The following is a 21,079-nucleotide window of genomic DNA, read 5'->3' as shown; positions in this document are numbered from 1 at the left end:
GTGACTCCTGCATCATATCTTGCACAGATACAATTTGCGATTGGTGTTGCTCCTGGATTTTTGAGTGAGAAATCCACTGTCTGTCTGTCTGTCAGGTAGTGTGCCATTTGCTATTAGCTTGTCAATAAGCTGTTTAGCTTTTTCAGAATTTATGTAATACTTTTCATCTACCTTTTCTTCAAGATAATCTTTCATTTTCTTTTTTAACGGAAAAGGTTTTGGAAACTCGTATTTCACATTCTGCTGCAATATGCTAACCATGAAAGTGCGGTTTCTGTTCTGAGCTACACCATAATTTTTAGCGTTTAGGTCCTGCCAAAAATTCTGATATCCTAGCTTTTCTAAACTGCTGCACCATCTATCAAAATCTGCTTTGAATTTAGCTCCGTGAACTTGTGGTACGTTTTCCATCAGAAGTACATCTGGAAGCTCTTTACATTCATACAAAAGTCTTTCTACTTCCCAAAGTAGTCCTGATCTTGTACCACTATCTTTAGACATTCCCTTTTGCTTACCAGCAACTGATAAATCTTGACAAGGAAATGAGTAAGTAAGTAAGTAACAATATTTATTTGTATCAGTAATGCCTAAATCTTCTCCCTTGATGTTAGTTACAGAACCGATATTATGAGTAGCCATAAAATCGTTATAGACTTTTCTATGCCATTTCTCTCCCTTTGCTTTTATCTTTGTCCTGGACATTGGCTTCTTGCCATCTACTGAGATTCCAATGCTGTCCAATAAATCAACCAGCTCTTTATCTGTATAAGATTCACTGTAATCTGTCTTATCATCCTTCATGTGAATTTTGTGATAGGATGCAGTTGCATGTACTTCCCATTCAGATATTTTGTAGTGTTCAAAATTTGCTTTTAGTCTCTCAAGTGCTTTTGCTTGAGCGCCAATGCCTGCAAATAATTCAATAAGTCTAATAGGCTTTTTTATCTTGTAAGGCCCCATAGGATTGAGGAAATCAAATATATCCATCTGGCCTTCACATTCATAATTGTCAAATGTTCCCATCGTCCTCTTCCTTTTTGTCTTGGTCCTTCTTGTACTCTTCAAACAACTTCACCATCACATAATTTAGGGCTTCCTCTCTTGTGATGTGATGCTTAGTAGCAAATCTATCTAGGTATTCCTCTATCTCTCTTAGTCTCTCGCTCATCTCTTACCACCATTTTCCAAACACTTTTATAAACTCTTCCTTGGTTCCGATATTCTCTAGCCAGTAGGTCTGACATTTTCTTTTCCAGTAATTTTTTAATTCTATGTCTTGATGTAGGCTATAGCTTTCTAGTTTGTGCCAGTCATTTCTCACCGGCATGATAAATCCGTATTTCTCAGAATTTGCTTTATTTGCTGCACCAAAAATGTGATGTATTTCAATCGCTGCACCTGCTTCTTTTGTGTCTCCTGTAATTAAGCATGTATTCAAATCATCAGTGAAAACACTAAAATACTTGTAGCTTGGCTTGTACGCTTTATTGGACACCTTTGGTTTACTCTTTTCGCCTGATTTAATCTTGGCTGCATAAGAGTCTCTTAAGCTCTGCTTTGCTCTAAGGCTAGAATTGCTTTTTAATCCTGTCTTAGCCTGCAATGGCTTATATGTCTTAAGTCCTGTTTTTGCTCTTAATGGTGTCTTTCTTAGCATTTTTATTATCCTTTCTCTTTAGTTTGAACACCTGCTTTTCCCAGGCTAGATACTGGTCTGTCAACCATAGCTGACTTAACTTTCCGTAAGTCATAAGCTGTATTTGATAGTCAGTCAATGCAATAGCAAGCATTGCTACTTGTGTTAGTCTATCTGCACTGCAATAATCTTTAATCCACTGTGGATCATCTTTGTTTGCTTTCAAGATGTGCAACTTCTCTTCACGCTTTTTAGCTTGCTTTTTTTGTTCTTCCTTTTCCTTGTTGGCCTGCGCATATTCTCGCTGGTAGCTCTTAATCTCGTCAGCATGTTCGTGATAATATTGCCTCACTCTCTCCTGCCTACGCTTGACTCTGCACTCTTCAGAACAGGTAATTGCAGTTCTCTTTGGATTAAATTCCTTGCCACAAACAACGCATATTCTTTTCATGTGTTCTCCCTTAATTGCATCCAGGTAGCTAGTCTTGATGCAGCTTGTATGTATAAATGCTCTAAATCTTCTCTTTCTCCATCAGCTCTTACAATAACATCTCCGTTATTGTAAATACGGATATACGCTTCATCCATGTCTACATGAACTTTACGTTCTAACCCAAACTTTTCTTGTGCTATCTTCCAAACTTTGAAAAAGCTATCCACTTGTGGCCCTACCTAGTAACTGCTTTTCTAGCGCTTGCATATCATAATTGCGTTGCTTAAAATTGTTAAAATTATTCTTGGGTTTGGGTTTAGAAATTGGTTTGTTATCGTAATTGCCTTCCAGCACCTTTGTAATGTTCTGGTCATTCTCAAAGAACCAGTCAAAGGATGCTTTCCATGTACCACTTCTACCGCTTAAGAAGTCGGATTCTTCAGCTTTCTTAAATGCTAAGAAGATTTCATCATCAGTGAAGGCTTTAAGCCTTGCCCTTACCTTTCCGCTTCTTTGCTTTGAAAGTTTGCGAATACCAGGAAGGGAAGTACAAACTCGTTCGTATTCAGCAACTATTTGCTTGACTTTGTTTTCCTCGTTTCGCTTTTTCAAATCCTTAATGAGGTCCTGATATTTTTCATCCTCGCTTTTGTCAGCACTCGTTGCTGACGAGTTAATACAATCTAACGAATGTAATGAGTTAGATTTATTAACGATATCTATATCATTCTCATTATCATATTCATTATCATTATCATTAGGGTTTGAGTCGGTTTCTGTGGCATCCACTTGGTTTTCTGAAAAACCACTCGGTTTATTTGGGTTTTCTTCTTTCTTAGGTCTGCCACCCTTTTTGCCATTAATGCGGTTTCTTTCGCACATATCCTCATATTTCTGATTGTTTCTATCAATATCAGGCTTTACTGTATCGAAAGATAGAGCAACTATAGAATCTGTAATTTCAGGTATCTCACCAGTAGATTGATACTCTAGAATTGCTCTTATAAGCATTCCAAACTGTTCATCTGATAACCTCTCAAACTTATCTATGAAATTGGTGTACAATAAAACGTTTTCTCTCATCATTATTCCCTACTACTTGCACTAGCTTTTGCCAGTCTCAAGCACCTTGTTTAGTACATCCCCAGCTACTGCTGCAATGGAGTCAAAATCTTTTTCCATAATCTTAGTCATAAGGTAGTCAAGCACCGCTGCCTTGGCTTTATTGACATCAATTACTACTTGATTGTTTTCTTCCATAAGATCCTCGCTTTCTAAATAGCCTTAATCTTATCTACTGTCTGAATGCCTGCAATTATCAAATAACCGATTGTTGTATTCTTCTGCTCTGCTGAAATGTTATCTGCTTTGTAAACTGCATTAATAAGATTAAATGTATCTTCCTTGACTTCCTTCATTGCCTGCTCTTTTCGCAAATCGAAGTTATGAAACTGTCTCTTTCTCATATCATCCCTCACCTTCTACTAACATCATCATTACATAGTCACCATATTCATCTATCCACTCTTCTGCTTGATGCATTGTTGGCTGATAGATATCAATTGATTGTCCGTTTATGATTGAATCTCCCTTTTCATCACCATCGGTATCAATTCCTGCTCCGGTATCTAAGACCTCATATATGCCTATTAATTCAACTGGGATAGGCTCCCCCCCTACCATCTTGTAGGTATACAAAAGAGCTACACTACCCTGCCAGTCTTTCTTGCCTGCAATAATGCCTGTTCTAACCTTCTGGCCGGAGTAAGTTATAGCTCCCTCATCAGATGTGTAGCACGTTGCTCTGATTAGAATAGGCTGTTCATATGGGTTCCTATTATCTACTGTCAGCTTAGTTGAACCTCTGACATGAATTGCTGTTGCAACTAGCAATGTGGCACAAAGCACTACACACAATATTCTCTTTGCTTTCATGTATTATTCCCCCTTCTCTATTAGATTTCCTGCAGTATCTGTACTGCATTGATTACTTTCCTAGACAATTCCTTCTTTTTAAACTGGCTGTAAACTGCTTGCGGTGTAATATGGACCAGCTCCGCTATAGCTGTGTAACTTATGTTGTTTTCATCCAGACTCTTTTTAATTGCTCGGAATTGTTTCTTCTCATAGTCTTCAAGCTTCTGCTCTGGTGTTAATGCAACCGCTGGCATGTTATTCTCCTTTCTGCAATGGTTATAAGTACCTAGTAGCATGTATTTTCTTTTGTGGTAACTAATGGCCTTGGTTAAAGATTTATTGATAGGAGTTCTACTAGGCACATATAGCCATTGCAATGAATTATCTACTGCTGCAATAGCTTAGCTTTTTCCTTTGCTGTGCTATCCTCAAATGCAAGTCCTACTGCAATACCTTTTACAAAGGTTTTCTTGTCAGCAGGTAGCTTTTCTACTGTTTGCATGATTAAATTGATATCTTCTCTCTCCTGGGGAGTCATTTTCTTGTCTGACATGTTTTTTTCTCCTATGTCTGTTTGCTTTGTAAACTTAATATAACATTTATTGATTGCTTTGTAAACCCCAATTTTAAATTTTGTTTTACTTTGTAAACAAATAATGATATATTTAGTGTGTAAAGGAGATTACTATGAATAATAGAGTTAAAGAATTGAGAACAGAATTAGGCTTAAGCATCAGAAAATTTGCTGATGATATTAATCTAACTGCTGGAACAATTTCATTAATAGAAAATGGAAAACGTAATCTTACAGATAGAAGTATTAGTGATATCTGCAGAATATATCATGTTAATGAACTTTGGCTTCGTACTGGTGAAGGTTCAATGTTTCAGGAAAGAACTAGAGAAATTGAAATTGCTGAAATGACTGCTGCAATGTATAAAGCAGATGAAAATGATTTTCAGTATCAACTTATGAAATTAATTGCTCAACTTACACCAGAACAGGTACATATGCTTAGAGAAATTGTTGAGCAGTTACATGATGGTATTAGTAGTGAGGAATAGATATGAATATTGTGTATTCCATTTTAAAATATGTTTTTTGTGTAGTGTTTGGTTTGGTTATGCTCTATAGAATTACAAGCACAAAAGAAAATGAACATTTTAAAAGTATTATTAATGTAATACTTTTAGCTGCTGGACTTATTATAATTGGAATTATGAGTGGTAAATTGGATATATGATTAGTATTGAAAATATTTATTCTCAGGAATTATTGGATGCTTGTAGTGAATATATGTATGTGTTTGATGAAAACTTTAATATAATTGCTCTAAGCAGAAAAGATTATCCTGATTTTGATCAGGAAGAATATTTAGAAGCACTTGGTGATATTTTTGGTGAAAGGGATTAATGACTATGACATTTAATGATGATTGTAGTGTTAATGAAATTAATAAAAAAGATGTGTATAATGCTTTAAGCACTATGGAAGATTTAAACTTCAATATACATATTGGTGGAGTTGAAATTGACCAAAATAAATATCTTGAAGCAGTTACTTTATGTGAATTAATGTTAACTTATATTATTCAATATAACTTATTTGATGTTTTTCCATTTATAGAAAATACATCACCAGATACTACTGATAACTAAATATTAAGCTACACCAAGGACCTTACAGAAATGTTAAGGTCCTTTTTTTCTCAAAAATAATCCTACCTGCAGTTTAGATAGTCGATGGGAAGTCAGAACGACTGGGATTTGATGAGAGAAACTTGCAGGTAGGACTATTGTCAGGGCATCAAGTGGACAATTATCTCGTATATCTGCATCAGTAAATGTTCATCCTGGATGCTTTGAATTAAACGAATGATTTCTTCCTTCATAACATGTACCCCCTTTGTTTAAGCATAAACGAAAAATATTTATTAACTTTTTGTAAAACTTAAGTTTTTTACCAAAAAAATTTATATACTCAAGCTGTACCTTAAAAATAAATATAGGTACAAGGGGGAATTAAATAATTGACAGAATTTGAAATCAAAGAAAAAGTACGACTCGCTTTAGGTAAATCCAGGGTTGATGCAGGAAAAACTCAGCAAGAAATGGCTAACTATTTAGGTGTTAAATATCAGACAGTACAAAATTGGGAAGCTGGTGTATCTAATCCATCCTTTTACAAAGTGTATCAGTGGTTTGACTGTTTACATCTAAACATGTATGCGTACATGGGAACTAGCAAAGACACTGTAGATTCAATTGCTAGTTTGGCTTCTAATCTTTCACCAGAATGTCAATATAAGTTAGAACAAATGCTAATTGATAGAAGGTGCGAAAGATTAATCCAATATGCATTTTTTACAAAGGAGTATTTTTTCAATGAAAGTACAAAAGCTTAATTCAGGCTCATATCGAGTCCAGAAACAAGTCAATGGTAAAAGGTTATCTATGACCTTCGACCATAAACCAACTAAAAAAGAAGTTGAGGATGAATTAGCTCATAGGTTAGGTTACTACAATGGTAAGCTAACCTTTGCAGCTTGCATTAATAATTACATAGATGCAAGAACTAATATCCTATCTCCTGCAACTATTAAAGGATATCGAGCTATAGTAAAAGCTTTACCAGATACGCTTCTGGATAAACCTATAGATGATATTTCAAACAACGATATCCAAAAAGTAATAAATGATGCTGCAGGTAAAGTATCACCTAAAACAGTTAAAAATAGATATACTCTTATATCGTCCGTATTTGCTGAATTTAGGCCTGATACTATTTTAAGGGTGAATTTACCATTAATGGTTAGAAAGGAACCATACATACCTACAAGAGAAGATATCCGAAGGCTTCTTGATGAAGCTAAAGGTACAACAATGGAGACTGCATTGCTTTTAGCTTGCTGTGGCTTAAGACGTGGTGAGATATGCGCTCTTACTATGGATGATATTGACTTTGATAATCATCTTGTTTATGTAAACAAAGATGTAGTTGTAGATGATAAAAATGAGCTAGTTGTTAAAGTACCTAAAACAGCACAGTCTAATAGAGCTGTACCGGTTCCTGATGCGGTATTAGAATCTATACGACAAAACGGATTATATAATAAGCATCCTAATAATATTAATAGCTGGATGCGTACCAGGGAAGCTAAACTAGGAATACCACATTTTTCAATTCACAAACTTCGCCATTACTTTGTATCAACTGCACATGAAAAAGGTATGTCAGATGCAGCTATTATGGAAGTAGGTGGCTGGGCTACACCTAATGTAATGATTAAACACTATAGACATGCTCAGAACACTGATGCAGTTACTGCTGCAGTTCTGGAAGACATAGTCTAATTTTTTAGATTATGTTGTGTGCATTTTGTGGGAAATTCAATTTAAAACTGAGCTTTAAATTTAAAATTCAGCTTTAAAATCAGATAATAAAAAAGGCCTTAAAATCATTGATTTTACAAAGAAAACTTGATTTTAAGGCTTTTAAATGTTAGTGCAGGAAATGGGACTTGAACCCACACGATATTGCTACCACAGGCACCTGAAGCCTGCGCGTCTGCCAATTCCGCCATTCCTGCGAACATTTAGTATTCTATAGAATTTCAGATAGCAAGTCAAGGCTTTCTAGGCCTATAAATTACTAAAAATTTAGCAGATTTCTGCTGAATCTAAAATGATTGTAAATGGACCGTCGTTTTGTAAAGACACCTTCATATCTGCACCAAATTCTCCTGTCTCCACGTGGAACTGTTCCTTGCATTTTTCAATAATGTATTCATACATTTCATTTGCCATATCCGGTGCGCCAGCATCTGTAAATGATGGGCGATATCCCTTCTTACAATTAGCATAGAGGGTAAACTGAGAAATTAAAAGAAGCTCTCCTCCTACATCTGAAAGAGATAAATTTATCTTGTCATTTTCATCATCAAATATACGAAGCCCCAAAAGCTTCTTTACCATTTTGTCTGCAATTTCTTTTGTATCAGAATCTGCTACACCAATAAGAACTAAAAAGCCCTTTCCGATTTGTCCTATTACATTTCCATCTACTTTTACAGATGCTTCATTAACTCTTTGAACTACAAATTTCATCTTATTCTCCTACCCACCTTACTTTTCTTTTACTATAATTGTCATCATATATCTAGAATCATCTGGAATAGTCATGGCGCTGGTAAAGATTTGTTCTGTTTCCATACCACAATCTATTACCGCAAATACGTTAACACTACCGGCATTTTCCATCTCTACAAGTCTTTCCTTTATGGCTACCACATTCTTTCCACTTTTCATTATTATTTTTGTGCCAGACATTTTCAGCTCTTCCTCAAGATTGCCTTGACCCGATAGGATATGCACATTTTCATCTGCCTCGCTTATAAGTATTCCTGCTGCAGCTGCCGTACCACAAAAAGAAGTGATGCCATTAACTATTTCTACTTCTATTCCATCCTTTTTAGCAAGCTTCATAATATAGCCAAAGGTTGAGTATATTGTAGGGTCACCTATAGTCAAAAAAGCCAGGCTATACCCCTCAAATAAAAGCTCCTTATACTTTCTATAAAAGCTTTCGTGCATTTCCTTAAGCTTAGCCTCATCCTTTGTCATTTCATAATCAAGGCTAATAACTTTTTTATACGCCAGCTCTGGAACCACTGGAAGAGCGATTTGATATGCTCTGCATTTATCCTTTTCTGCCCTTGGCAAACAGATGACATCTGCATCCTTGATTGCCTTTACAGCCTTTATTGTAAGCAGTTCTGGATCACCAGGACCAACTCCTATTCCATATAAAACTCCAGCCATATCTCAAGTCTCCTGTAATCTATTAATCTCTTTTACATAACTCCCAAAATGTAACCGCACTAGCTGCTGCAACATTAAGTGAATCCACGCCGTGATACATAGGAATAATTGTAACGAAATCTGATGCATCAATCGTTTCCTGCTTGATTCCGGTACTCTCCGTACCAAATACGATTGCAAGCTTCTCCTGCTCCTTCAGCACTGGCTCTGCAAGTGATATAGCATTATCCTTTAATGCCATCGATACAACTGAATAGCCCTCACCTTTAAGAGCTGATACATAATCGGAGCCCTTGTCAAAATATGTCCATGGTACCTGAAACACTGTTCCCATAGCAACGCGGGCCGCTCTTCTGTAAAATGGGTCTGCGCTGTCATGTGTCAGTATGATTCCATCAACCCCTAATGCGGCAGCTGATCTGAAAATAGCACCAACGTTTGTAGGATTCATAACATCCTCAAGGATTGCCACTCGCTTTGATGACTGAAGGATTTCGAAAACACTAGGCAAATCAGGCCTTTTGCAGGCTGCAAGGACGCCACGTGTAAGGTTAAATCCAGTGATTTTGTTGATGGCATTCAGCTCTGCCACAAACACATCCACATCCTCATCAAGGTCTGCCAAAAGTTCCTGCACAACCTGTGACTCATATGCCTTTTCCTCAACTAAAAAGGCAATAGGCTCTGCGCCTCTAGCCAGCGCTCTCTTTATAACCTCTGGAGTTTCTGCTATAAATACGCCTCCATTAGGCTCATAATAATGATATAGCTGAGCTTCATTGTACTTCGTAAATATATCTACTCTGCTATCATCTATACTTTCAATTTTTATCATATCTTTCACCGTTTATTCCAAATTTATAATATTCTACCATAACCACAGTGATACTAAAATAACATTGACATTTTCAAGTTTAAGCACATAATAAATTGTACAAAATCAATTTTTGGAGGTACATATGATTCAAGATATATTCCCAAGCAAACTTAATAATAGCTATAGAACTGACGCTATTCCTAAGCCAGATGATTTAATTATTATTCATAGCGACGGAAAAATCCTGTTGAAAGTGGATGAGGATAGCAAAACCATATCTTTTCCACGTCTGAAAGACTTTTCAATAGATTTAAAGCCTTTATACTTCTTTGAAATTGATGGAGAAAATTTCTTTTACAATACAGATACAAACATTGATACTACCTCACTTCCTGACGGTTTTCAGTTCTATACAATGAGACAAATCAGAAATGAGTATCTCTATCCAAAGCACTATGTTTTTGCTTCATACACTGCCATCCATTTGATTGATTGGTATGAAGCAAACAGATTCTGTGGAAAATGCGGTACAAAGAATGAGCATTCAAAATCTGAGCGTGCTTTAGTCTGCCCTAACTGCGGCCACACACGATACCCTCGTATCAATCCTGCTGTAATAGTTGGTGTAAAAAATGGAGATAAACTATTACTCACAAAATACAAAACTGGTTTTGCTCACAATGCCCTTGTTGCCGGATTTACAGAAATCGGCGAAACCATGGAAGAAACTGTTGAACGTGAAGTAATGGAAGAAACAGGACTAAAAGTAAAAAATATCCACTACTACAAATCACAGCCATGGGGAATCGCCAGCGATATTCTTCTTGGTTATTACTGCGATGTGGATGGCGACGACACCATCACTATGGATGAATCAGAACTGAAATATGCTCAGTGGGTGAGCCGAGAGGATATTGAATTACAGCCCCTCGACTACAGCCTCACAAATGAGATGATGAAAATGTTCAAAGAAAACAAGCTGGCAGATTAATTCTGCTGGCCTAAAATGTGATATATAAACTGCTGGGCTGTTCTTCCTGAAAGACCGCCCTGCTCCATTTCCCATACCTTTGCTTTCGCAATAAGCTCCTCCTGAGGCATGGTGATGCCTGCTCTTGAAGCCAATCCAAGAACAATATCTATATATTCTCTCTGCATTGGCTTTGAGTAGCTGATGGTTACGCCAAAGCGATGAACAAGTGAAAGCTTTTCCTCAACTGTATCTGAATGATGTCTGTCGTCCGTGTTGGTCTGATCATTTCTATCATTCCATGTTTCCTTTATTAAATGTCTACGGTTTGAAGTAGCATAAATCAAAATGTTATCTGGCTTTGTCTCAACGCCACCTTCAATAACAGCCTTTAAGAACTTGTACTCTATTTCATGCTCTTCAAATGACAAATCATCCATATAGATGATGTATTTGTAATTACGATTCTTAATGCTGGCTATAATCTTTGATAGATATCTAAACTGATGCTTATATATCTCAATCATACGAAGGCCATCATCATAGTACTGATTAACAATGGCCTTGATGCTTGTAGATTTTCCTGTACCGCTATCACCAAACAAAAGCACATTATTCGCCTTTTTGCCTGCAACAAAGCTCTCCGTATTATCGATTAGCTGCTGTTTTTGATATTCGTATCCAATCAAATCATCAAGCACAACCTCATCCATATTGTTGATAGGAACAAACTTGATGTCGTTTAAGCCTATCTCCTCTATTCTAAAGGCCTTATTCAGGCCGAACATGCCTACACCATAGGCCTTGTAGAAATTCGTAATTACGTTAAAGAATTCCTTTTCATCCCCCGCTGCCTCTAGCTCCTTTGATAGCTTTCGAACTTTTTCACTAACATTGCGATTGTACATCTGCTCATTTTTTCTAACAGAATTGTAGTTCGTAAATACAGAGAATGACTCAATGCCTAGCTCCTTTTCCAAAGATGAAAAATCGTAGTCAAAAAGCTCTTTTAAAATTCTGAAATCATTTTCCACTAAGTGATTAACAGAACCAGGCTTAACATCAGTCTTTTCTGTAACTAAAGAAAATGGATTTTCATTCATAATAATGTAGAAGGTTAAATAATTATGCCAAAGATTATCGTCAAACCCATAATCTGTTGCGAGCATAAGAAGTTTCTTTGAAATTGCGTTAATCTGGCGGGTAGCTTCTCTTTTGTTATAATCACCAGACTCCACCATATCGATAGCTTTTCCAAGCTGATAAAGAATTGTATCCTCTGTTAAATCCCCAAACATGAGTAATCGTGATATCTTGTCGTACATAATTTTATCCTCCTTAATTATCATATTTTATTATTTTGTGTTATTATGTTCAATTGTCGGAGGAACTTTTATGTTAGCAAATTATCATTCACATACACCAAGATGTAATCATGCCACTGGCAGCGAAAGAGAATACATTGAATCTGCCATCGCAAACGGCTTCAAAATTCTTGGCTTTTCAGATCACACACCACAGCCATATCCATCCAGTTATAAGTCACACATCAGAATGGGTATGGATGAATTAGAAAACTATGTTGATACACTTGTAAAGCTTAGAGAAGAATACAAGGACGATATCACTATTTACATAGGATTTGAGGTAGAATACTTTAGAAAATACTTTGATGCTCTGATTAAAGAGCTCAGAAACTATCCTGTTGATTATATTATTCAGGGGCAGCATTTCATTCCTGACGAGATTGATGGCTTCTATGCTGGAGCTCCTACCACTGATGATCAACACTTGATTGATTACGTAGATACTGCAATCGAGGGAATGCAAACAGGTATGTTTACATATTTGGCACATCCTGACTTGATTTACTACAATGGCGATGACAACACCTACAAAAAGCACATGGAACGCCTTGTTGCTGCATCCATTGATTTAAATATACCACTTGAGGTAAATCTTCTTGGCTTCACAGGAAAGCGCAACTATCCATGTGACAAGTTCTTTGACTTAGCCACAGAAATGGGGGCCAACTTTATAATTGGCTGTGACGCTCACGATCCACAGTCAGTTTGCCAGCCAGAGCTTAACCCTGAGTTCATGGCATTCTTGAATAAGCACAACATTACAATCGGAGACAATATTTGTACTCTTCGTTCGATTAAATAACAAAAACCATCAGGCCTGTTGACCTGATGGTTCTTTTTTATTAGTTATTAATTTCCTGAATTAAATAGTTCTGACAAAACATCTGCATGCTCTTCAAGTACTTCAAGAAGCTTTTCACTCCAATGTCTCGCATCAGAATCACTGTCACCAAATACATAGTCTTCCTGGCCATAATCCATTACATCAAATCCTGGTACAGTTTTACTTGCACCTTGTGTTCTGTAGCTTACTGCATCTGCTACTGTAAATGAAACAGATGATGTATCACTGTAATCAACCCAACTAGAAATATCTGTTCCAGTTGCTTCTGTAGCATCACCATTCTCTGTCTGGGTCTCAGCTTCAGCCTTAGTAATAGTTTCTGCACCATCTACATATTCACCATACATCTTATCCACATAGTATGAGAGGCTATCCCCAAGGATTTCTGATGGTACATGTCCACCATCCCACTGCCAATCAATAGTTGCATCAATTCCTGCTGAAAGCATAGCAATCTGTAGATTCAATGAGTTGAACATTGAGATGTCACCCTCAGATGCACCGCAAAGAATTCTAACCCAAGTTGCATCGTCAGTGTCTTCATCGCCAATATAATTAAGAGGATTATAAAGATCTACTATGTTATTACCATATTTATCCCCAGCCTGAATTTCTGCAATATCTTCCTGATATGATTCAAGCATTTCTTCATAAGTGCTGTAGTTTGCCGAATCAATTGTTGTACCTGCAGACTGTGTTGTTCCTTCATCAGGAGTACCAACATCCATAGTATCACCAGCTGAATTTGCAGCTACATCGCTATTATCAAAGCTTCTATCTGATGATTCTTCAGATTCACCATCAGAACTTGCACCATCTGGACCAGCGCCTTCTGGAGCACCTTCCATATCACCACCTGGGCCTGCCCCTTCAGGAGCTCCCTCACCAGGGCCACCCATCATATCTCCACCGGAAGAGCTCTTTGCATATCTACCTTCAATGAAGGCTTCAGCTTTATCTTCTGATGTCATAGCTGCAACTTCCTCGTCAGAAAGAGCATTTCCATCCTCGTCAAACCAAGTCCACCCTTCTGCGTAATCCAGATTATCAAGATACCACTGAAGATTTGATACAAACTCTGCCAAGTAGAAATCAACGTATGTTCCGCCATATCCATTTGTATCTGCATATTTCTCTTCATCATACTCGATAGTAAGAGAAATAGTATCTGTCATATCTCCATCACCATTAATATCAAGCTGAACATCAGCTTCATTTACAGAAAGGTTCTGTTCATTGATATACTCCATGTATTCTTCAGAAAGATATTCAGCAAGCTGTTCTTTGAACTCAGTGCCAAAATCGTAATCTGTATCCATATAGTATTCAAATGCCAATGCCATATCAGCCTCATATAGTGATGTAATTGCAGAATAAGCCATACATCCCCATACACCATCTGAAATCTCGTATGTTGTTCCATCAATAGTTACGGATGTTGAATAACTGCCATCCTCATTCTGATAAACACCTACTGCTCCAGCTTCGATTTCATAGTCATAAAAATCAGAGTTGTTACCAGTTGCAGCAACCATAGTAGCATGTGCTCCACCGCCTGAACCACCAGTTGAAACAAAGTATTCTGTGCTACCTGGAAGGTTACCAAGTAAAATATTGTACTTAACAAAACGAATAGCATTCTTTTGATCCACAAGGCAGCTTGGAGCATCACCTGTATAATATTCATTTCCATCTTCATCTGTAGCTGTATCGTTCTTACCTCTGTTACCACATGACATGTTGATGTAGCCTTCAGATGCATATGTTGTTGCCGCCTCAGTGTTTGTTGAAGAGCTGTATCCTGCTGCACCTGTATTTACGATTACAGGAGCAGTTGCTGCAGTGTATACCTGTCCATTTGAACTAACAATTTCTGCTTCGTAATCAATTACAAGTGTACCGTTTACTGCATCTGAGTAGCTTGATGTAGTAACATCTGCTTCACCGTCTCCATCAGTATCAATTCCTGTTACATATGCACCGGGAACACATACGGAAACACCTTGTTCATCCTCAATTTCTGGATAAGCTACTGCTGATACAATTGACATAATCCATGCATCTGCCTCTGAATCGTAGGACCAGGTCACTTCATCATTATTTGCCAAGTTTAAAGTTTCCTCTATGTATGCCTGTTCTTCACTTGTTTCTGAAGAAGTAGCTTCTGCTGTTACTTCAGTTGTAGTATCTGTAGTACTTCCACAAGCCACCATACTAGTAGCCATTGCAGCTACCATTAAAAATGAAACAAATCTCTTTTTCATTAAAAGCCTCCTTACAAAATTGCTTTTTCATTGACTGTGCCTGTACTTTAATCTGCGAACCTTGAAGAAAGCTTGAAATAATGTGAAGATTATTTGAACAATGTTTTTTCAAGGTTTCTTCAAGAAAAATATGTACAATATTAAAATACAAATGAGGTAAAACTATGAAAATATTAATGATTGAAGATGAAAAAAGAATGGCAGATGCTGTTAGTGAATTACTGCATCAAGAAGGTTACCTAGTAGATGTTAAATATGACGGTGCTCAAGGTTACGATGCATGTATAGCAAATATATACGATGCAATCATATGTGACGTAATGCTTCCATCAATGAACGGTTTTGATATTGTACAATCTGCTAGAGCAAATGGATTAGAGACTCCTATTCTAATGCTTACTGCTAAAAGTGATGTACTTGACAAAGTAGCTGGTCTTGATTGTGGAGCAGATGATTACCTGACAAAACCTTTTCAAGTCGAAGAACTCTTGGCACGACTTAGAGCCCTCCTTCGTCGTAATAGAAAGGATATCTCATCCACTTTAGAGGCATTTGACTTATCATTAAACACAAAATCTCTAACACTATCATGTACAAATACAAATAAAAGTATTCGCCTTCCAGAAAAAGAATATAAAATACTTGAATGTTTACTAACAAACAAAGAACAGATTATTTCTAAAGAACAACTTACTTTAAAGGTATGGGGTTATGATAATGAAGCCGAGTACAATAATGTAGAAGTTTATATTTCATTTACACGCAAAAAGCTTAAATTCTTAGGCTCAACTACAGAAATAAAATCAGTAAGAGGCATGGGATACGAATTGAGAGGTTAATATGATTTCACGTTCAAGAATTCGAATAGTAGTAATTACAATGATGTTCCTTATTTTTATAGTAGTTTCCACATTAGGTATTATATATGGAACAACACGTATTCAAACAACAAAAGAAAATAAAGAAATGCTCCACATGTTTGCTAAGGCCTATGATGAAAATGGTTTTCCTGATTCTGCCATTCTACAGCCTTCGCCACAAAAAGCATCCGATGATTTCACGCCAACCACTTCATTTCATAACTTTCAGGTCTCAACTTTTTATGCTGTAGCCTTCGATTTGGATGGTAATGTAATTGAATACTTAAATGATGCTCCATCAGGTTTTTCTAATGAAGCGCTAGTCGAGTATGCCTCAAATCTATTAAAATCTGGCAAGGATTATGGCGAAGGCAATTCTGTAACTTATCTTATTACAAAAGAGGATGACTACATTCTAGTAACCATGATGGACACAGTTCTTATGGATTTGACCATCTCTTATTTAATCAAAAATATGATTGTATTCGGTGGAATATCTATATTAATTTTACTTATGGTTTCAATTATTCTTTCAAAATGGGTAGTAAAGCCAATAGAAACCGCCTATGAAAAACAAAAACAATTTATTTCTGATGCAGGTCACGAATTAAAGACTCCTATATCCACAATCAGTGCAAATGCAGAAATTCTTGGTCGCAACTTGCCTAATAATCCATGGCTAGAAAACATAAAATATGAAAATGAAAGAATGTCTACTATCGTTCATCAATTATTGGATTTAGCTCGTCTTGAAAACATCAAACCAACAATGAGCGAAGTTAATCTAAGTGAACTTGTACTAGCCAATATTCTGCCCTTCGAAGCATCTGCCTATGAGAATAATCTTGAGCTTAACTATGATATAGCCAATGACATAATAAAAGTTTGCGATAAAACTAACATGGAAAAACTGATTTCTATACTGATAGACAATGCCATAAGTAACTGTTCGCCTAATGGAAAAATAAATATTACTCTAACGGAAGAATCTGGCAAAATAATGCTAAAAGTAGCTAATACAGGTGAAGAGATTCCTGAAAATGAACGTGAAAAAATATTTGAACGATTCTATCGATCTGATTATTCAAGAGCAGAAAGAGTTGGACATTATGGCTTAGGACTATCTATTGCAAAAGCTATTGCTACTGAGCATGAAGGCAAAATATGGGTGGATTGCATCGATGGTAATGTAATTTTTAATCTGAATTTTAGGTGACGATTAGCTGAATCTTAGGTTTTTCCTGATGCTTTCTTCTTTTTTAGATTTTATAATACAGATAGTTTTTTAATATCACAACAGAGGTCAATTATGAAAAAAAGAAAAAAGCTTTCATCTTTTATTAAAGGAATAATCATTACATTTACCATTGCCATTCTTGTAGAAGGATTCGTGTTATGCATGCCCCTATTAGGTATAGATGTTGACGACACTATCTCCTACGTTACCGAAACCATAGCTGCTGCAAAAGGCTTTTTCGCACAGTCTACTTCCGACCTTTCAAGTGGTGAACACACCTTGGGAAATGGCCCTATGGAGGGCACTGGCACTGAGCAAGATTCAAGCTCACTGGATTCGCCTGTTAATACTGGTGAGGATTATACATTTGACTCTACCGCATATCCTTATCGAGCTCTTCTATCTTCCGAGGAACAGGCTGTTTACAACCAGATTTACGCAAATGCGGTAGCATACAATACTGAGATTTTCACATTGGTAAATGAACTTTCTGAGACAGAACTAAGTGAGACTATCAATTCAGTATTCAATGATCATCCTGAGCTTTTCTGGCTCAACACATCTTATAAATATGGATATAACAAATCCAATGCGGTTGTACAGGTTCAGCTGAGTTTCGGAATATCAAGTGACCAGTTAGATTCAGCGAAGACTCAGTTCGATAGTGTTGTAGATAGCATTTCTTCTGCTGCAAGCGAATACTCTTCTGATATCGAAAAAGAACTATACATTCATGATGCTATTTGCGAACTGGCCACCTATGACACAAACGCTGATTTAAATCAAAGCGCATACTCGGCACTTGTAAACGGCTCCACAGTATGCGCCGGATACGCAAGGGCTTTCCAGCTTATTTGCCAAGAGACTGGCTTGACTTGCTACTACCTTACAGGCACTGCCTCTGGCGGCGACCATGCATGGAATATAGTTTCAGTTGATGGGGATTTTTATAATGTAGATCTTACCTGGGATGATTCCATTTCAGAAAGCTATGGTTCATCCGTATATACGTATTTTAATTTAACAGATGAAGCTATATCTGATGACCACACTAGAAGTGAATTAGGAAGCAAACTTCCTGCTTGTACAGCAACAGCTATGAGCTACACAAACGTATATGGTTCAACCGTAGAAAAGAGTGATATTGATAACAATGGCGGCCAGATAACTGAGGGCAACTTTACAATTAACGAGCCTCAAGAGCCTATAACAGATTGGAGAAATGAACCTGCACCTTTTGAAGACATGGGTGCAGGCCAAACTCCTGATATGGGACCTGATGATATGGCCCCTAATGATATGGGCCCTGGAAATATGGGACCTAATTTTGAAGGCAATTAGCCTAAAATATCTATGTACTCTCCTGCCAAGGCTTTATTCATGCTTCTAACGGCACAGAATTTACCGCACATAGAACATGTGTCATCAAATTCTGGTGAACGGTCAGCACGGATAGCCTGGGCAGTCTCTGGGTCAATTGAGCATTCCCATTGCTTGTCCCAATCAAAACACTGTCTGGCATCTGCCATGGCATTATCTCTATCCATTGCATGTGGTACATGCTTAGCAATATCTGCTGCATGTGCTGCAATCTTTGATGCAATGATTCCCTGTTTAACATCCTCAAGATTAGGCAAAGCCAAGTGTTCCGCAGGTGTAACATAACAAAGAAATGCTGCACCGTTTTGAGCCGCTATCGCACCTCCGATTGCTGATGTGATATGGTCATATCCTGGAGCAATATCAGTAACAAGAGGTCCAAGTACGTAGAATGGGGCTCCCATACAAACCTTCTGCTGAATTTTCATATTTGCAGCAATTTCGTCCATTGGCATATGGCCTGGACCTTCCACCATAACCTGCACATCCTTGGCCCATGCACGCTTTGTTAGCTCTCCTAAGCGTACCAATTCTTCTATCTGACACACATCACTGGCATCAGCAAGACAGCCTGGTCTGCATGCATCACCAAGGGATATTGTCACATCATACTGGCGACAGATATCCAAAATCTCATCATAGTATTCATAAAATGGGTTTTCCTCCCCTGTCATAGACATCCAGGCAAATACAAGTGAACCACCTCTTGATACAATGTTCATCTTTCTTTTATGAAGCTTTATCTGATCGATTGTCTTACGTGTAATTCCGCAGTGAAGTGTAACAAAGTCTACTCCATTTTCAGCGTGAAGGCGAACAACATCTATAAAATCCTTTGCTGTCAATGTAGCCAAATCTCTCTGATAATGGATTACGCTGTCGTAAATAGGCACTGTGCCTATCATTGCTGGACATTCATCTACCAGCTTCTTTCTAAATGGCTCTGTGTTTCCATGGCTGGATAAATCCATAATGGCCTCAGCCCCCATATCCACTGCAGCCATAACCTTTTGCATTTCGATATCGTAATCCTTGCAGTCACGGGATACGCCAAGATTGACATTTATTTTTGTGCGTAGCATGCTGCCTACACCTTCTGGATTAAGACACTTATGGTTTACATTTGCTGGAATAGCAACCTGTCCCTTGGCAACAAGCTCCATTATTTCCTCAGGTGTGCGATATTCCTTAAGCGCCACCTGCTTCATTTCTGGAGTAACAATCCCCTGTCTTGCTGCGTCCATCTGTGTTGTGTATTTTCTCATTATTCTTCTCCTTTAAACATATATGTAATCGTTGAAAACTGGTTGTAAACCTTCATCAGAAATGTCTACATACATTGTTCCTAAACTTCTGCCATCAGATATTTCAAACTGCTCATCACCTGAAGGGTCTGTAGACTCCTCACCTGTATATTTCTCCTCATGATCGCCGATGCCAGTGGATACTCCTGCAGAAACCTTAGTAGCTGCTATCTTTACAATTCCATTTCTAAATGCTGCAGTCTCTCTAGAAGAGACTGTAATGCCACAGAAAGGTAAAAATATACGATAAGCACAAATAATCTGGCACAACTGCTTTTCCCCTACATCAAGTGGATTGATTGTGTCATTATTGATAATTGGTCGAAGTCTAGGACATGATAATGACATTTCTGCAAAAGGGTATTTGCGCTGTAAATAGTAGACATGCAAGGCTGATGCCAGAGCATCCTTTCTGAAATCCGAAAGCCCCAAAAGTGCAGAAAAGGCAACTCCTCGCATTCCACCCATAAGAGCCCTTTCCTGAGCATCAAATCTGTATGGCCAGATTCTCTTGTTTCCCATCAAATGCAGTGTCTCATACTTATCAGAATCGTATGTTTCCTGAAAAACGGTTACATAGTCCGCACCGCACTCATGCAGATATTTGTAATCCTTTACGTTTACCGGATATATTTCGATTCCAACCATTTTGAAATATTTTCTGGCAATTTTACATGCTTCACCTATATATTCAACGTCTGATTTAGCTGGACTTTCTCCTGTAAGAATTAAAATTTCCTCCATTCCACTATCTGCAATAACCTGCATTTCATGCTCTATCTGTTCATATGAAAGCTTTAATCTTTTGATTTTGTTATAACAGTTAAATCCACAGTATACGCAGTAATTCTCGCAGTAGTTGGCTATATAGATTGGTGTGAAAAGATATACCGTATTTCCGAAGTGCTTACTTGTTTCCTGCTGTGCCTTCTTGGCCATCTGTTCCAAAAAAGGTTCCGCAGCTGGAGAAAGAAGCGCCTTAAAATCCTCTATTGTGCATTTATCGCTGGCAAGTGCTCTTCTGACATCTGCAGCTGTGTATTTGTTGTAATCATAGGAATCAAAATGTTCCATTACGTTTTTACGTACATCCGACTCAATAATATCCATACCTGGCAAGTATTCCATGTGATTGATTCTAGATGAAGGGTCTGTCTCAATCTGATGCTTGCGCTCTAGCCCTGTTGCAGATAATTCCTTTGAATCAAATAAAAATGTGTTTTCCATGA

General features: G+C 37.4%; 27 protein-coding genes and 1 tRNA gene. 10 read left to right on the top strand and 18 right to left on the bottom strand.

Annotated elements, in window-relative coordinates; genetic code table 11:
• Window positions 1-12: 12 nt before the first annotated feature.
• From dcm to BMY66_RS13755, 10 genes are all read right to left on the bottom strand, one after another.
• A complete protein-coding gene (gene dcm / locus BMY66_RS07330) occupies window positions 13-1,023 on the bottom strand; it encodes a DNA (cytosine-5-)-methyltransferase (protein ID WP_090394701.1) in 1,011 nt (336 codons plus the stop codon).
• Window positions 1,010-1,168 (bottom strand): hypothetical protein, encoded by a 159-nt coding sequence (locus tag BMY66_RS13765; RefSeq protein WP_177175615.1) that lies wholly within the window; start codon window positions 1,166-1,168, stop codon window positions 1,010-1,012. The genes dcm and BMY66_RS13765 overlap by 14 nt, the downstream gene beginning before the upstream one ends.
• A gap of 3 nt (window positions 1,169-1,171) precedes the next feature.
• Entirely contained in the window at window positions 1,172-1,657 is a 486-nt protein-coding gene (locus tag BMY66_RS07325) for a hypothetical protein (protein WP_090394700.1), read from the bottom strand.
• Window positions 1,617-2,087, bottom strand: a complete 471-nt coding sequence (locus BMY66_RS07320) for a hypothetical protein (RefSeq protein WP_090394699.1) — start codon at window positions 2,085-2,087, stop codon at window positions 1,617-1,619. Before BMY66_RS07320 ends, BMY66_RS07325 begins: the two co-directional genes overlap by 41 nt.
• Window positions 2,088-2,288: 201 nt before the next feature.
• Entirely contained in the window at window positions 2,289-3,155 is an 867-nt protein-coding gene (locus BMY66_RS07310) for a DUF6291 domain-containing protein (protein WP_090394697.1), read from the bottom strand.
• Between the two features lie 18 nt (window positions 3,156-3,173).
• Window positions 3,174-3,329: a hypothetical protein gene (locus tag BMY66_RS13760; RefSeq protein WP_177175614.1), complete on the bottom strand. Its 156-nt coding sequence runs from the start codon at window positions 3,327-3,329 to the stop codon at window positions 3,174-3,176.
• Between the two features lie 14 nt (window positions 3,330-3,343).
• Window positions 3,344-3,535 carry a hypothetical protein gene (locus BMY66_RS07305; RefSeq protein WP_090394696.1) on the bottom strand — a complete coding sequence of 64 codons (192 nt, stop codon included), beginning with the start codon at window positions 3,533-3,535 and terminating at the stop codon, window positions 3,344-3,346.
• A 1-nt stretch (window position 3,536) separates the two neighbouring features.
• A complete protein-coding gene (locus BMY66_RS07300) occupies window positions 3,537-4,004 on the bottom strand; it encodes an RlpA-like double-psi beta-barrel domain-containing protein (protein WP_090394695.1) in 468 nt (155 codons plus the stop codon).
• 20 nt (window positions 4,005-4,024) lie between these two features.
• The gene (locus BMY66_RS07295; RefSeq protein WP_090394694.1) at window positions 4,025-4,240 is read right to left on the bottom strand and encodes a hypothetical protein; all 216 of its coding nucleotides are present in this window, start codon (window positions 4,238-4,240) and stop codon (window positions 4,025-4,027) included.
• Window positions 4,241-4,371: 131 nt separating this feature from the next.
• The gene (locus tag BMY66_RS13755) at window positions 4,372-4,539 is read right to left on the bottom strand and encodes a hypothetical protein (RefSeq protein ID WP_177175613.1); all 168 of its coding nucleotides are present in this window, start codon (window positions 4,537-4,539) and stop codon (window positions 4,372-4,374) included.
• Between the two features lie 134 nt (window positions 4,540-4,673).
• On the opposite strand from BMY66_RS13755, the gene BMY66_RS07290 reads away from it, so the two are divergent.
• From BMY66_RS07290 to BMY66_RS07275, 5 genes are all read left to right on the top strand, one after another.
• Window positions 4,674-5,051: a helix-turn-helix domain-containing protein gene (locus BMY66_RS07290; protein ID WP_090394693.1), complete on the top strand. Its 378-nt coding sequence runs from the start codon at window positions 4,674-4,676 to the stop codon at window positions 5,049-5,051.
• A 175-nt stretch (window positions 5,052-5,226) separates the two neighbouring features.
• Entirely contained in the window at window positions 5,227-5,400 is a 174-nt protein-coding gene (locus BMY66_RS13750; RefSeq protein WP_177175612.1) for a hypothetical protein, read from the top strand.
• Window positions 5,401-5,405: 5 nt separating this feature from the next.
• Window positions 5,406-5,645 (top strand): hypothetical protein, encoded by a 240-nt coding sequence (locus BMY66_RS07285; RefSeq protein ID WP_143064514.1) that lies wholly within the window; start codon window positions 5,406-5,408, stop codon window positions 5,643-5,645.
• A 371-nt stretch (window positions 5,646-6,016) separates the two neighbouring features.
• Complete coding sequence (locus BMY66_RS07280; protein WP_090394691.1) at window positions 6,017-6,391, top strand: helix-turn-helix transcriptional regulator; 375 nt, start codon at window positions 6,017-6,019, stop codon at window positions 6,389-6,391.
• Window positions 6,392-6,440: 49 nt separating this feature from the next.
• Complete coding sequence (locus BMY66_RS07275; protein WP_177175611.1) at window positions 6,441-7,340, top strand: tyrosine-type recombinase/integrase; 900 nt, start codon at window positions 6,441-6,443, stop codon at window positions 7,338-7,340.
• Window positions 7,341-7,492: 152 nt separating this feature from the next.
• Here BMY66_RS07275 and BMY66_RS07270 read toward each other — a convergent pair.
• From BMY66_RS07270 to BMY66_RS07255, 4 genes are all read right to left on the bottom strand, one after another.
• A tRNA-Leu gene (locus tag BMY66_RS07270) sits at window positions 7,493-7,576 on the bottom strand.
• A gap of 70 nt (window positions 7,577-7,646) precedes the next feature.
• Window positions 7,647-8,093, bottom strand: a complete 447-nt coding sequence (dtd, locus tag BMY66_RS07265) for a D-aminoacyl-tRNA deacylase (protein ID WP_044938101.1) — start codon at window positions 8,091-8,093, stop codon at window positions 7,647-7,649.
• Window positions 8,094-8,111: 18 nt separating this feature from the next.
• The gene (cobI, locus tag BMY66_RS07260; RefSeq protein WP_090394689.1) at window positions 8,112-8,807 is read right to left on the bottom strand and encodes a precorrin-2 C(20)-methyltransferase; all 696 of its coding nucleotides are present in this window, start codon (window positions 8,805-8,807) and stop codon (window positions 8,112-8,114) included.
• 22 nt (window positions 8,808-8,829) lie between these two features.
• Complete coding sequence (locus BMY66_RS07255) at window positions 8,830-9,642, bottom strand: TrmH family RNA methyltransferase (RefSeq protein WP_074791232.1); 813 nt, start codon at window positions 9,640-9,642, stop codon at window positions 8,830-8,832.
• A 124-nt stretch (window positions 9,643-9,766) separates the two neighbouring features.
• On the opposite strand from BMY66_RS07255, the gene nudC reads away from it, so the two are divergent.
• Window positions 9,767-10,615, top strand: a complete 849-nt coding sequence (gene nudC / locus BMY66_RS07250; protein WP_090394688.1) for an NAD(+) diphosphatase — start codon at window positions 9,767-9,769, stop codon at window positions 10,613-10,615.
• On the opposite strand, the gene BMY66_RS07245 is transcribed toward nudC, so the two are convergent.
• Window positions 10,612-11,919 carry an ATP-binding protein gene (locus BMY66_RS07245; RefSeq protein ID WP_090394687.1) on the bottom strand — a complete coding sequence of 436 codons (1,308 nt, stop codon included), beginning with the start codon at window positions 11,917-11,919 and terminating at the stop codon, window positions 10,612-10,614. The two genes, nudC and BMY66_RS07245, sit on opposite strands and share 4 nt — an antisense overlap.
• 70 nt (window positions 11,920-11,989) lie before the next feature.
• Between BMY66_RS07245 and BMY66_RS07240 the strand changes: the two genes are divergently transcribed.
• Window positions 11,990-12,763 (top strand): histidinol-phosphatase, encoded by a 774-nt coding sequence (locus BMY66_RS07240; RefSeq protein WP_177175610.1) that lies wholly within the window; start codon window positions 11,990-11,992, stop codon window positions 12,761-12,763.
• A gap of 47 nt (window positions 12,764-12,810) precedes the next feature.
• Here BMY66_RS07240 and BMY66_RS07235 read toward each other — a convergent pair whose 3' ends face one another.
• Window positions 12,811-15,069 (bottom strand): hypothetical protein, encoded by a 2,259-nt coding sequence (locus BMY66_RS07235; protein WP_090394685.1) that lies wholly within the window; start codon window positions 15,067-15,069, stop codon window positions 12,811-12,813.
• A gap of 164 nt (window positions 15,070-15,233) precedes the next feature.
• Here BMY66_RS07235 and BMY66_RS07230 point away from each other — a divergent pair, with 164 nt between their 5' ends.
• The 3 genes from BMY66_RS07230 to BMY66_RS07220 all read left to right on the top strand — a co-directional run bounded on the left by BMY66_RS07230 (window position 15,234) and on the right by BMY66_RS07220 (window position 18,507).
• Complete coding sequence (locus BMY66_RS07230) at window positions 15,234-15,908, top strand: response regulator transcription factor (protein WP_090394684.1); 675 nt, start codon at window positions 15,234-15,236, stop codon at window positions 15,906-15,908.
• A 1-nt stretch (window position 15,909) separates the two neighbouring features.
• On the top strand, window positions 15,910-17,145 hold the full coding sequence (locus BMY66_RS07225) for a sensor histidine kinase (protein ID WP_090394683.1): 1,236 nt from the start codon (window positions 15,910-15,912) through the stop codon (window positions 17,143-17,145).
• A 93-nt stretch (window positions 17,146-17,238) separates the two neighbouring features.
• Window positions 17,239-18,507 (top strand): transglutaminase domain-containing protein, encoded by a 1,269-nt coding sequence (locus BMY66_RS07220; RefSeq protein ID WP_090394682.1) that lies wholly within the window; start codon window positions 17,239-17,241, stop codon window positions 18,505-18,507.
• Here the strand turns inward: BMY66_RS07220 and thiC are convergent.
• Window positions 18,504-19,811, bottom strand: a complete 1,308-nt coding sequence (thiC, locus tag BMY66_RS07215; RefSeq protein WP_044938111.1) for a phosphomethylpyrimidine synthase ThiC — start codon at window positions 19,809-19,811, stop codon at window positions 18,504-18,506. The genes BMY66_RS07220 and thiC overlap by 4 nt on opposite strands.
• Before the next feature lie 12 nt (window positions 19,812-19,823).
• Entirely contained in the window at window positions 19,824-21,077 is a 1,254-nt protein-coding gene (gene thiH, locus BMY66_RS07210) for a 2-iminoacetate synthase ThiH (RefSeq protein ID WP_090394681.1), read from the bottom strand.
• Between the last annotated feature and the right edge of the window lie 2 nt (window positions 21,078-21,079).

The sequence above is a fragment of the Pseudobutyrivibrio sp. C4 genome (assembly GCF_900111635.1).
Taxonomy (GTDB): Bacteria; Bacillota; Clostridia; order Lachnospirales; family Lachnospiraceae; genus Pseudobutyrivibrio; species Pseudobutyrivibrio ruminis.
The sequence above is the reverse complement of the archived record's forward strand: the minus strand, read 5'-3'. Positions and strand labels throughout refer to the sequence as shown.

Excerpts from the sequence above, each read along its gene's own strand:
- dcm (WP_090394701.1), bottom strand. The coding sequence starts at position 1,023 with ATGGGAACATTTGACAATTATGAATGTGAAGGCCAGATGGATATATTT.
- BMY66_RS13765 (WP_177175615.1), bottom strand. The coding sequence starts at position 1,168 with ATGAGCGAGAGACTAAGAGAGATAGAGGAATACCTAGATAGATTTGCT.
- BMY66_RS07325 (WP_090394700.1), bottom strand. The coding sequence starts at position 1,657 with ATGCTAAGAAAGACACCATTAAGAGCAAAAACAGGACTTAAGACATAT.
- BMY66_RS07320 (WP_090394699.1), bottom strand. The coding sequence starts at position 2,087 with ATGAAAAGAATATGCGTTGTTTGTGGCAAGGAATTTAATCCAAAGAGA.
- BMY66_RS07310 (WP_090394697.1), bottom strand. The coding sequence starts at position 3,155 with ATGATGAGAGAAAACGTTTTATTGTACACCAATTTCATAGATAAGTTT.
- BMY66_RS13760 (WP_177175614.1), bottom strand. The coding sequence starts at position 3,329 with ATGGAAGAAAACAATCAAGTAGTAATTGATGTCAATAAAGCCAAGGCA.
- BMY66_RS07305 (WP_090394696.1), bottom strand. The coding sequence starts at position 3,535 with ATGAGAAAGAGACAGTTTCATAACTTCGATTTGCGAAAAGAGCAGGCA.
- BMY66_RS07300 (WP_090394695.1), bottom strand. The coding sequence starts at position 4,004 with ATGAAAGCAAAGAGAATATTGTGTGTAGTGCTTTGTGCCACATTGCTA.
- BMY66_RS07295 (WP_090394694.1), bottom strand. The coding sequence starts at position 4,240 with ATGCCAGCGGTTGCATTAACACCAGAGCAGAAGCTTGAAGACTATGAG.
- BMY66_RS13755 (WP_177175613.1), bottom strand. The coding sequence starts at position 4,539 with ATGTCAGACAAGAAAATGACTCCCCAGGAGAGAGAAGATATCAATTTA.
- BMY66_RS07290 (WP_090394693.1), top strand. The coding sequence starts at position 4,674 with ATGAATAATAGAGTTAAAGAATTGAGAACAGAATTAGGCTTAAGCATC.
- BMY66_RS13750 (WP_177175612.1), top strand. The coding sequence starts at position 5,227 with ATGATTAGTATTGAAAATATTTATTCTCAGGAATTATTGGATGCTTGT.
- BMY66_RS07285 (WP_143064514.1), top strand. The coding sequence starts at position 5,406 with ATGACATTTAATGATGATTGTAGTGTTAATGAAATTAATAAAAAAGAT.
- BMY66_RS07275 (WP_177175611.1), top strand. The coding sequence starts at position 6,441 with ATGACCTTCGACCATAAACCAACTAAAAAAGAAGTTGAGGATGAATTA.
- dtd (WP_044938101.1), bottom strand. The coding sequence starts at position 8,093 with ATGAAATTTGTAGTTCAAAGAGTTAATGAAGCATCTGTAAAAGTAGAT.
- cobI (WP_090394689.1), bottom strand. The coding sequence starts at position 8,807 with ATGGCTGGAGTTTTATATGGAATAGGAGTTGGTCCTGGTGATCCAGAA.
- BMY66_RS07255 (WP_074791232.1), bottom strand. The coding sequence starts at position 9,642 with ATGATAAAAATTGAAAGTATAGATGATAGCAGAGTAGATATATTTACG.
- nudC (WP_090394688.1), top strand. The coding sequence starts at position 9,767 with ATGATTCAAGATATATTCCCAAGCAAACTTAATAATAGCTATAGAACT.
- BMY66_RS07245 (WP_090394687.1), bottom strand. The coding sequence starts at position 11,919 with ATGTACGACAAGATATCACGATTACTCATGTTTGGGGATTTAACAGAG.
- BMY66_RS07240 (WP_177175610.1), top strand. The coding sequence starts at position 11,990 with ATGTTAGCAAATTATCATTCACATACACCAAGATGTAATCATGCCACT.
- BMY66_RS07235 (WP_090394685.1), bottom strand. The coding sequence starts at position 15,069 with ATGAAAAAGAGATTTGTTTCATTTTTAATGGTAGCTGCAATGGCTACT.
- BMY66_RS07230 (WP_090394684.1), top strand. The coding sequence starts at position 15,234 with ATGAAAATATTAATGATTGAAGATGAAAAAAGAATGGCAGATGCTGTT.
- BMY66_RS07225 (WP_090394683.1), top strand. The coding sequence starts at position 15,910 with ATGATTTCACGTTCAAGAATTCGAATAGTAGTAATTACAATGATGTTC.
- BMY66_RS07220 (WP_090394682.1), top strand. The coding sequence starts at position 17,239 with ATGAAAAAAAGAAAAAAGCTTTCATCTTTTATTAAAGGAATAATCATT.
- thiC (WP_044938111.1), bottom strand. The coding sequence starts at position 19,811 with ATGAGAAAATACACAACACAGATGGACGCAGCAAGACAGGGGATTGTT.
- thiH (WP_090394681.1), bottom strand. The coding sequence starts at position 21,077 with ATGGAAAACACATTTTTATTTGATTCAAAGGAATTATCTGCAACAGGG.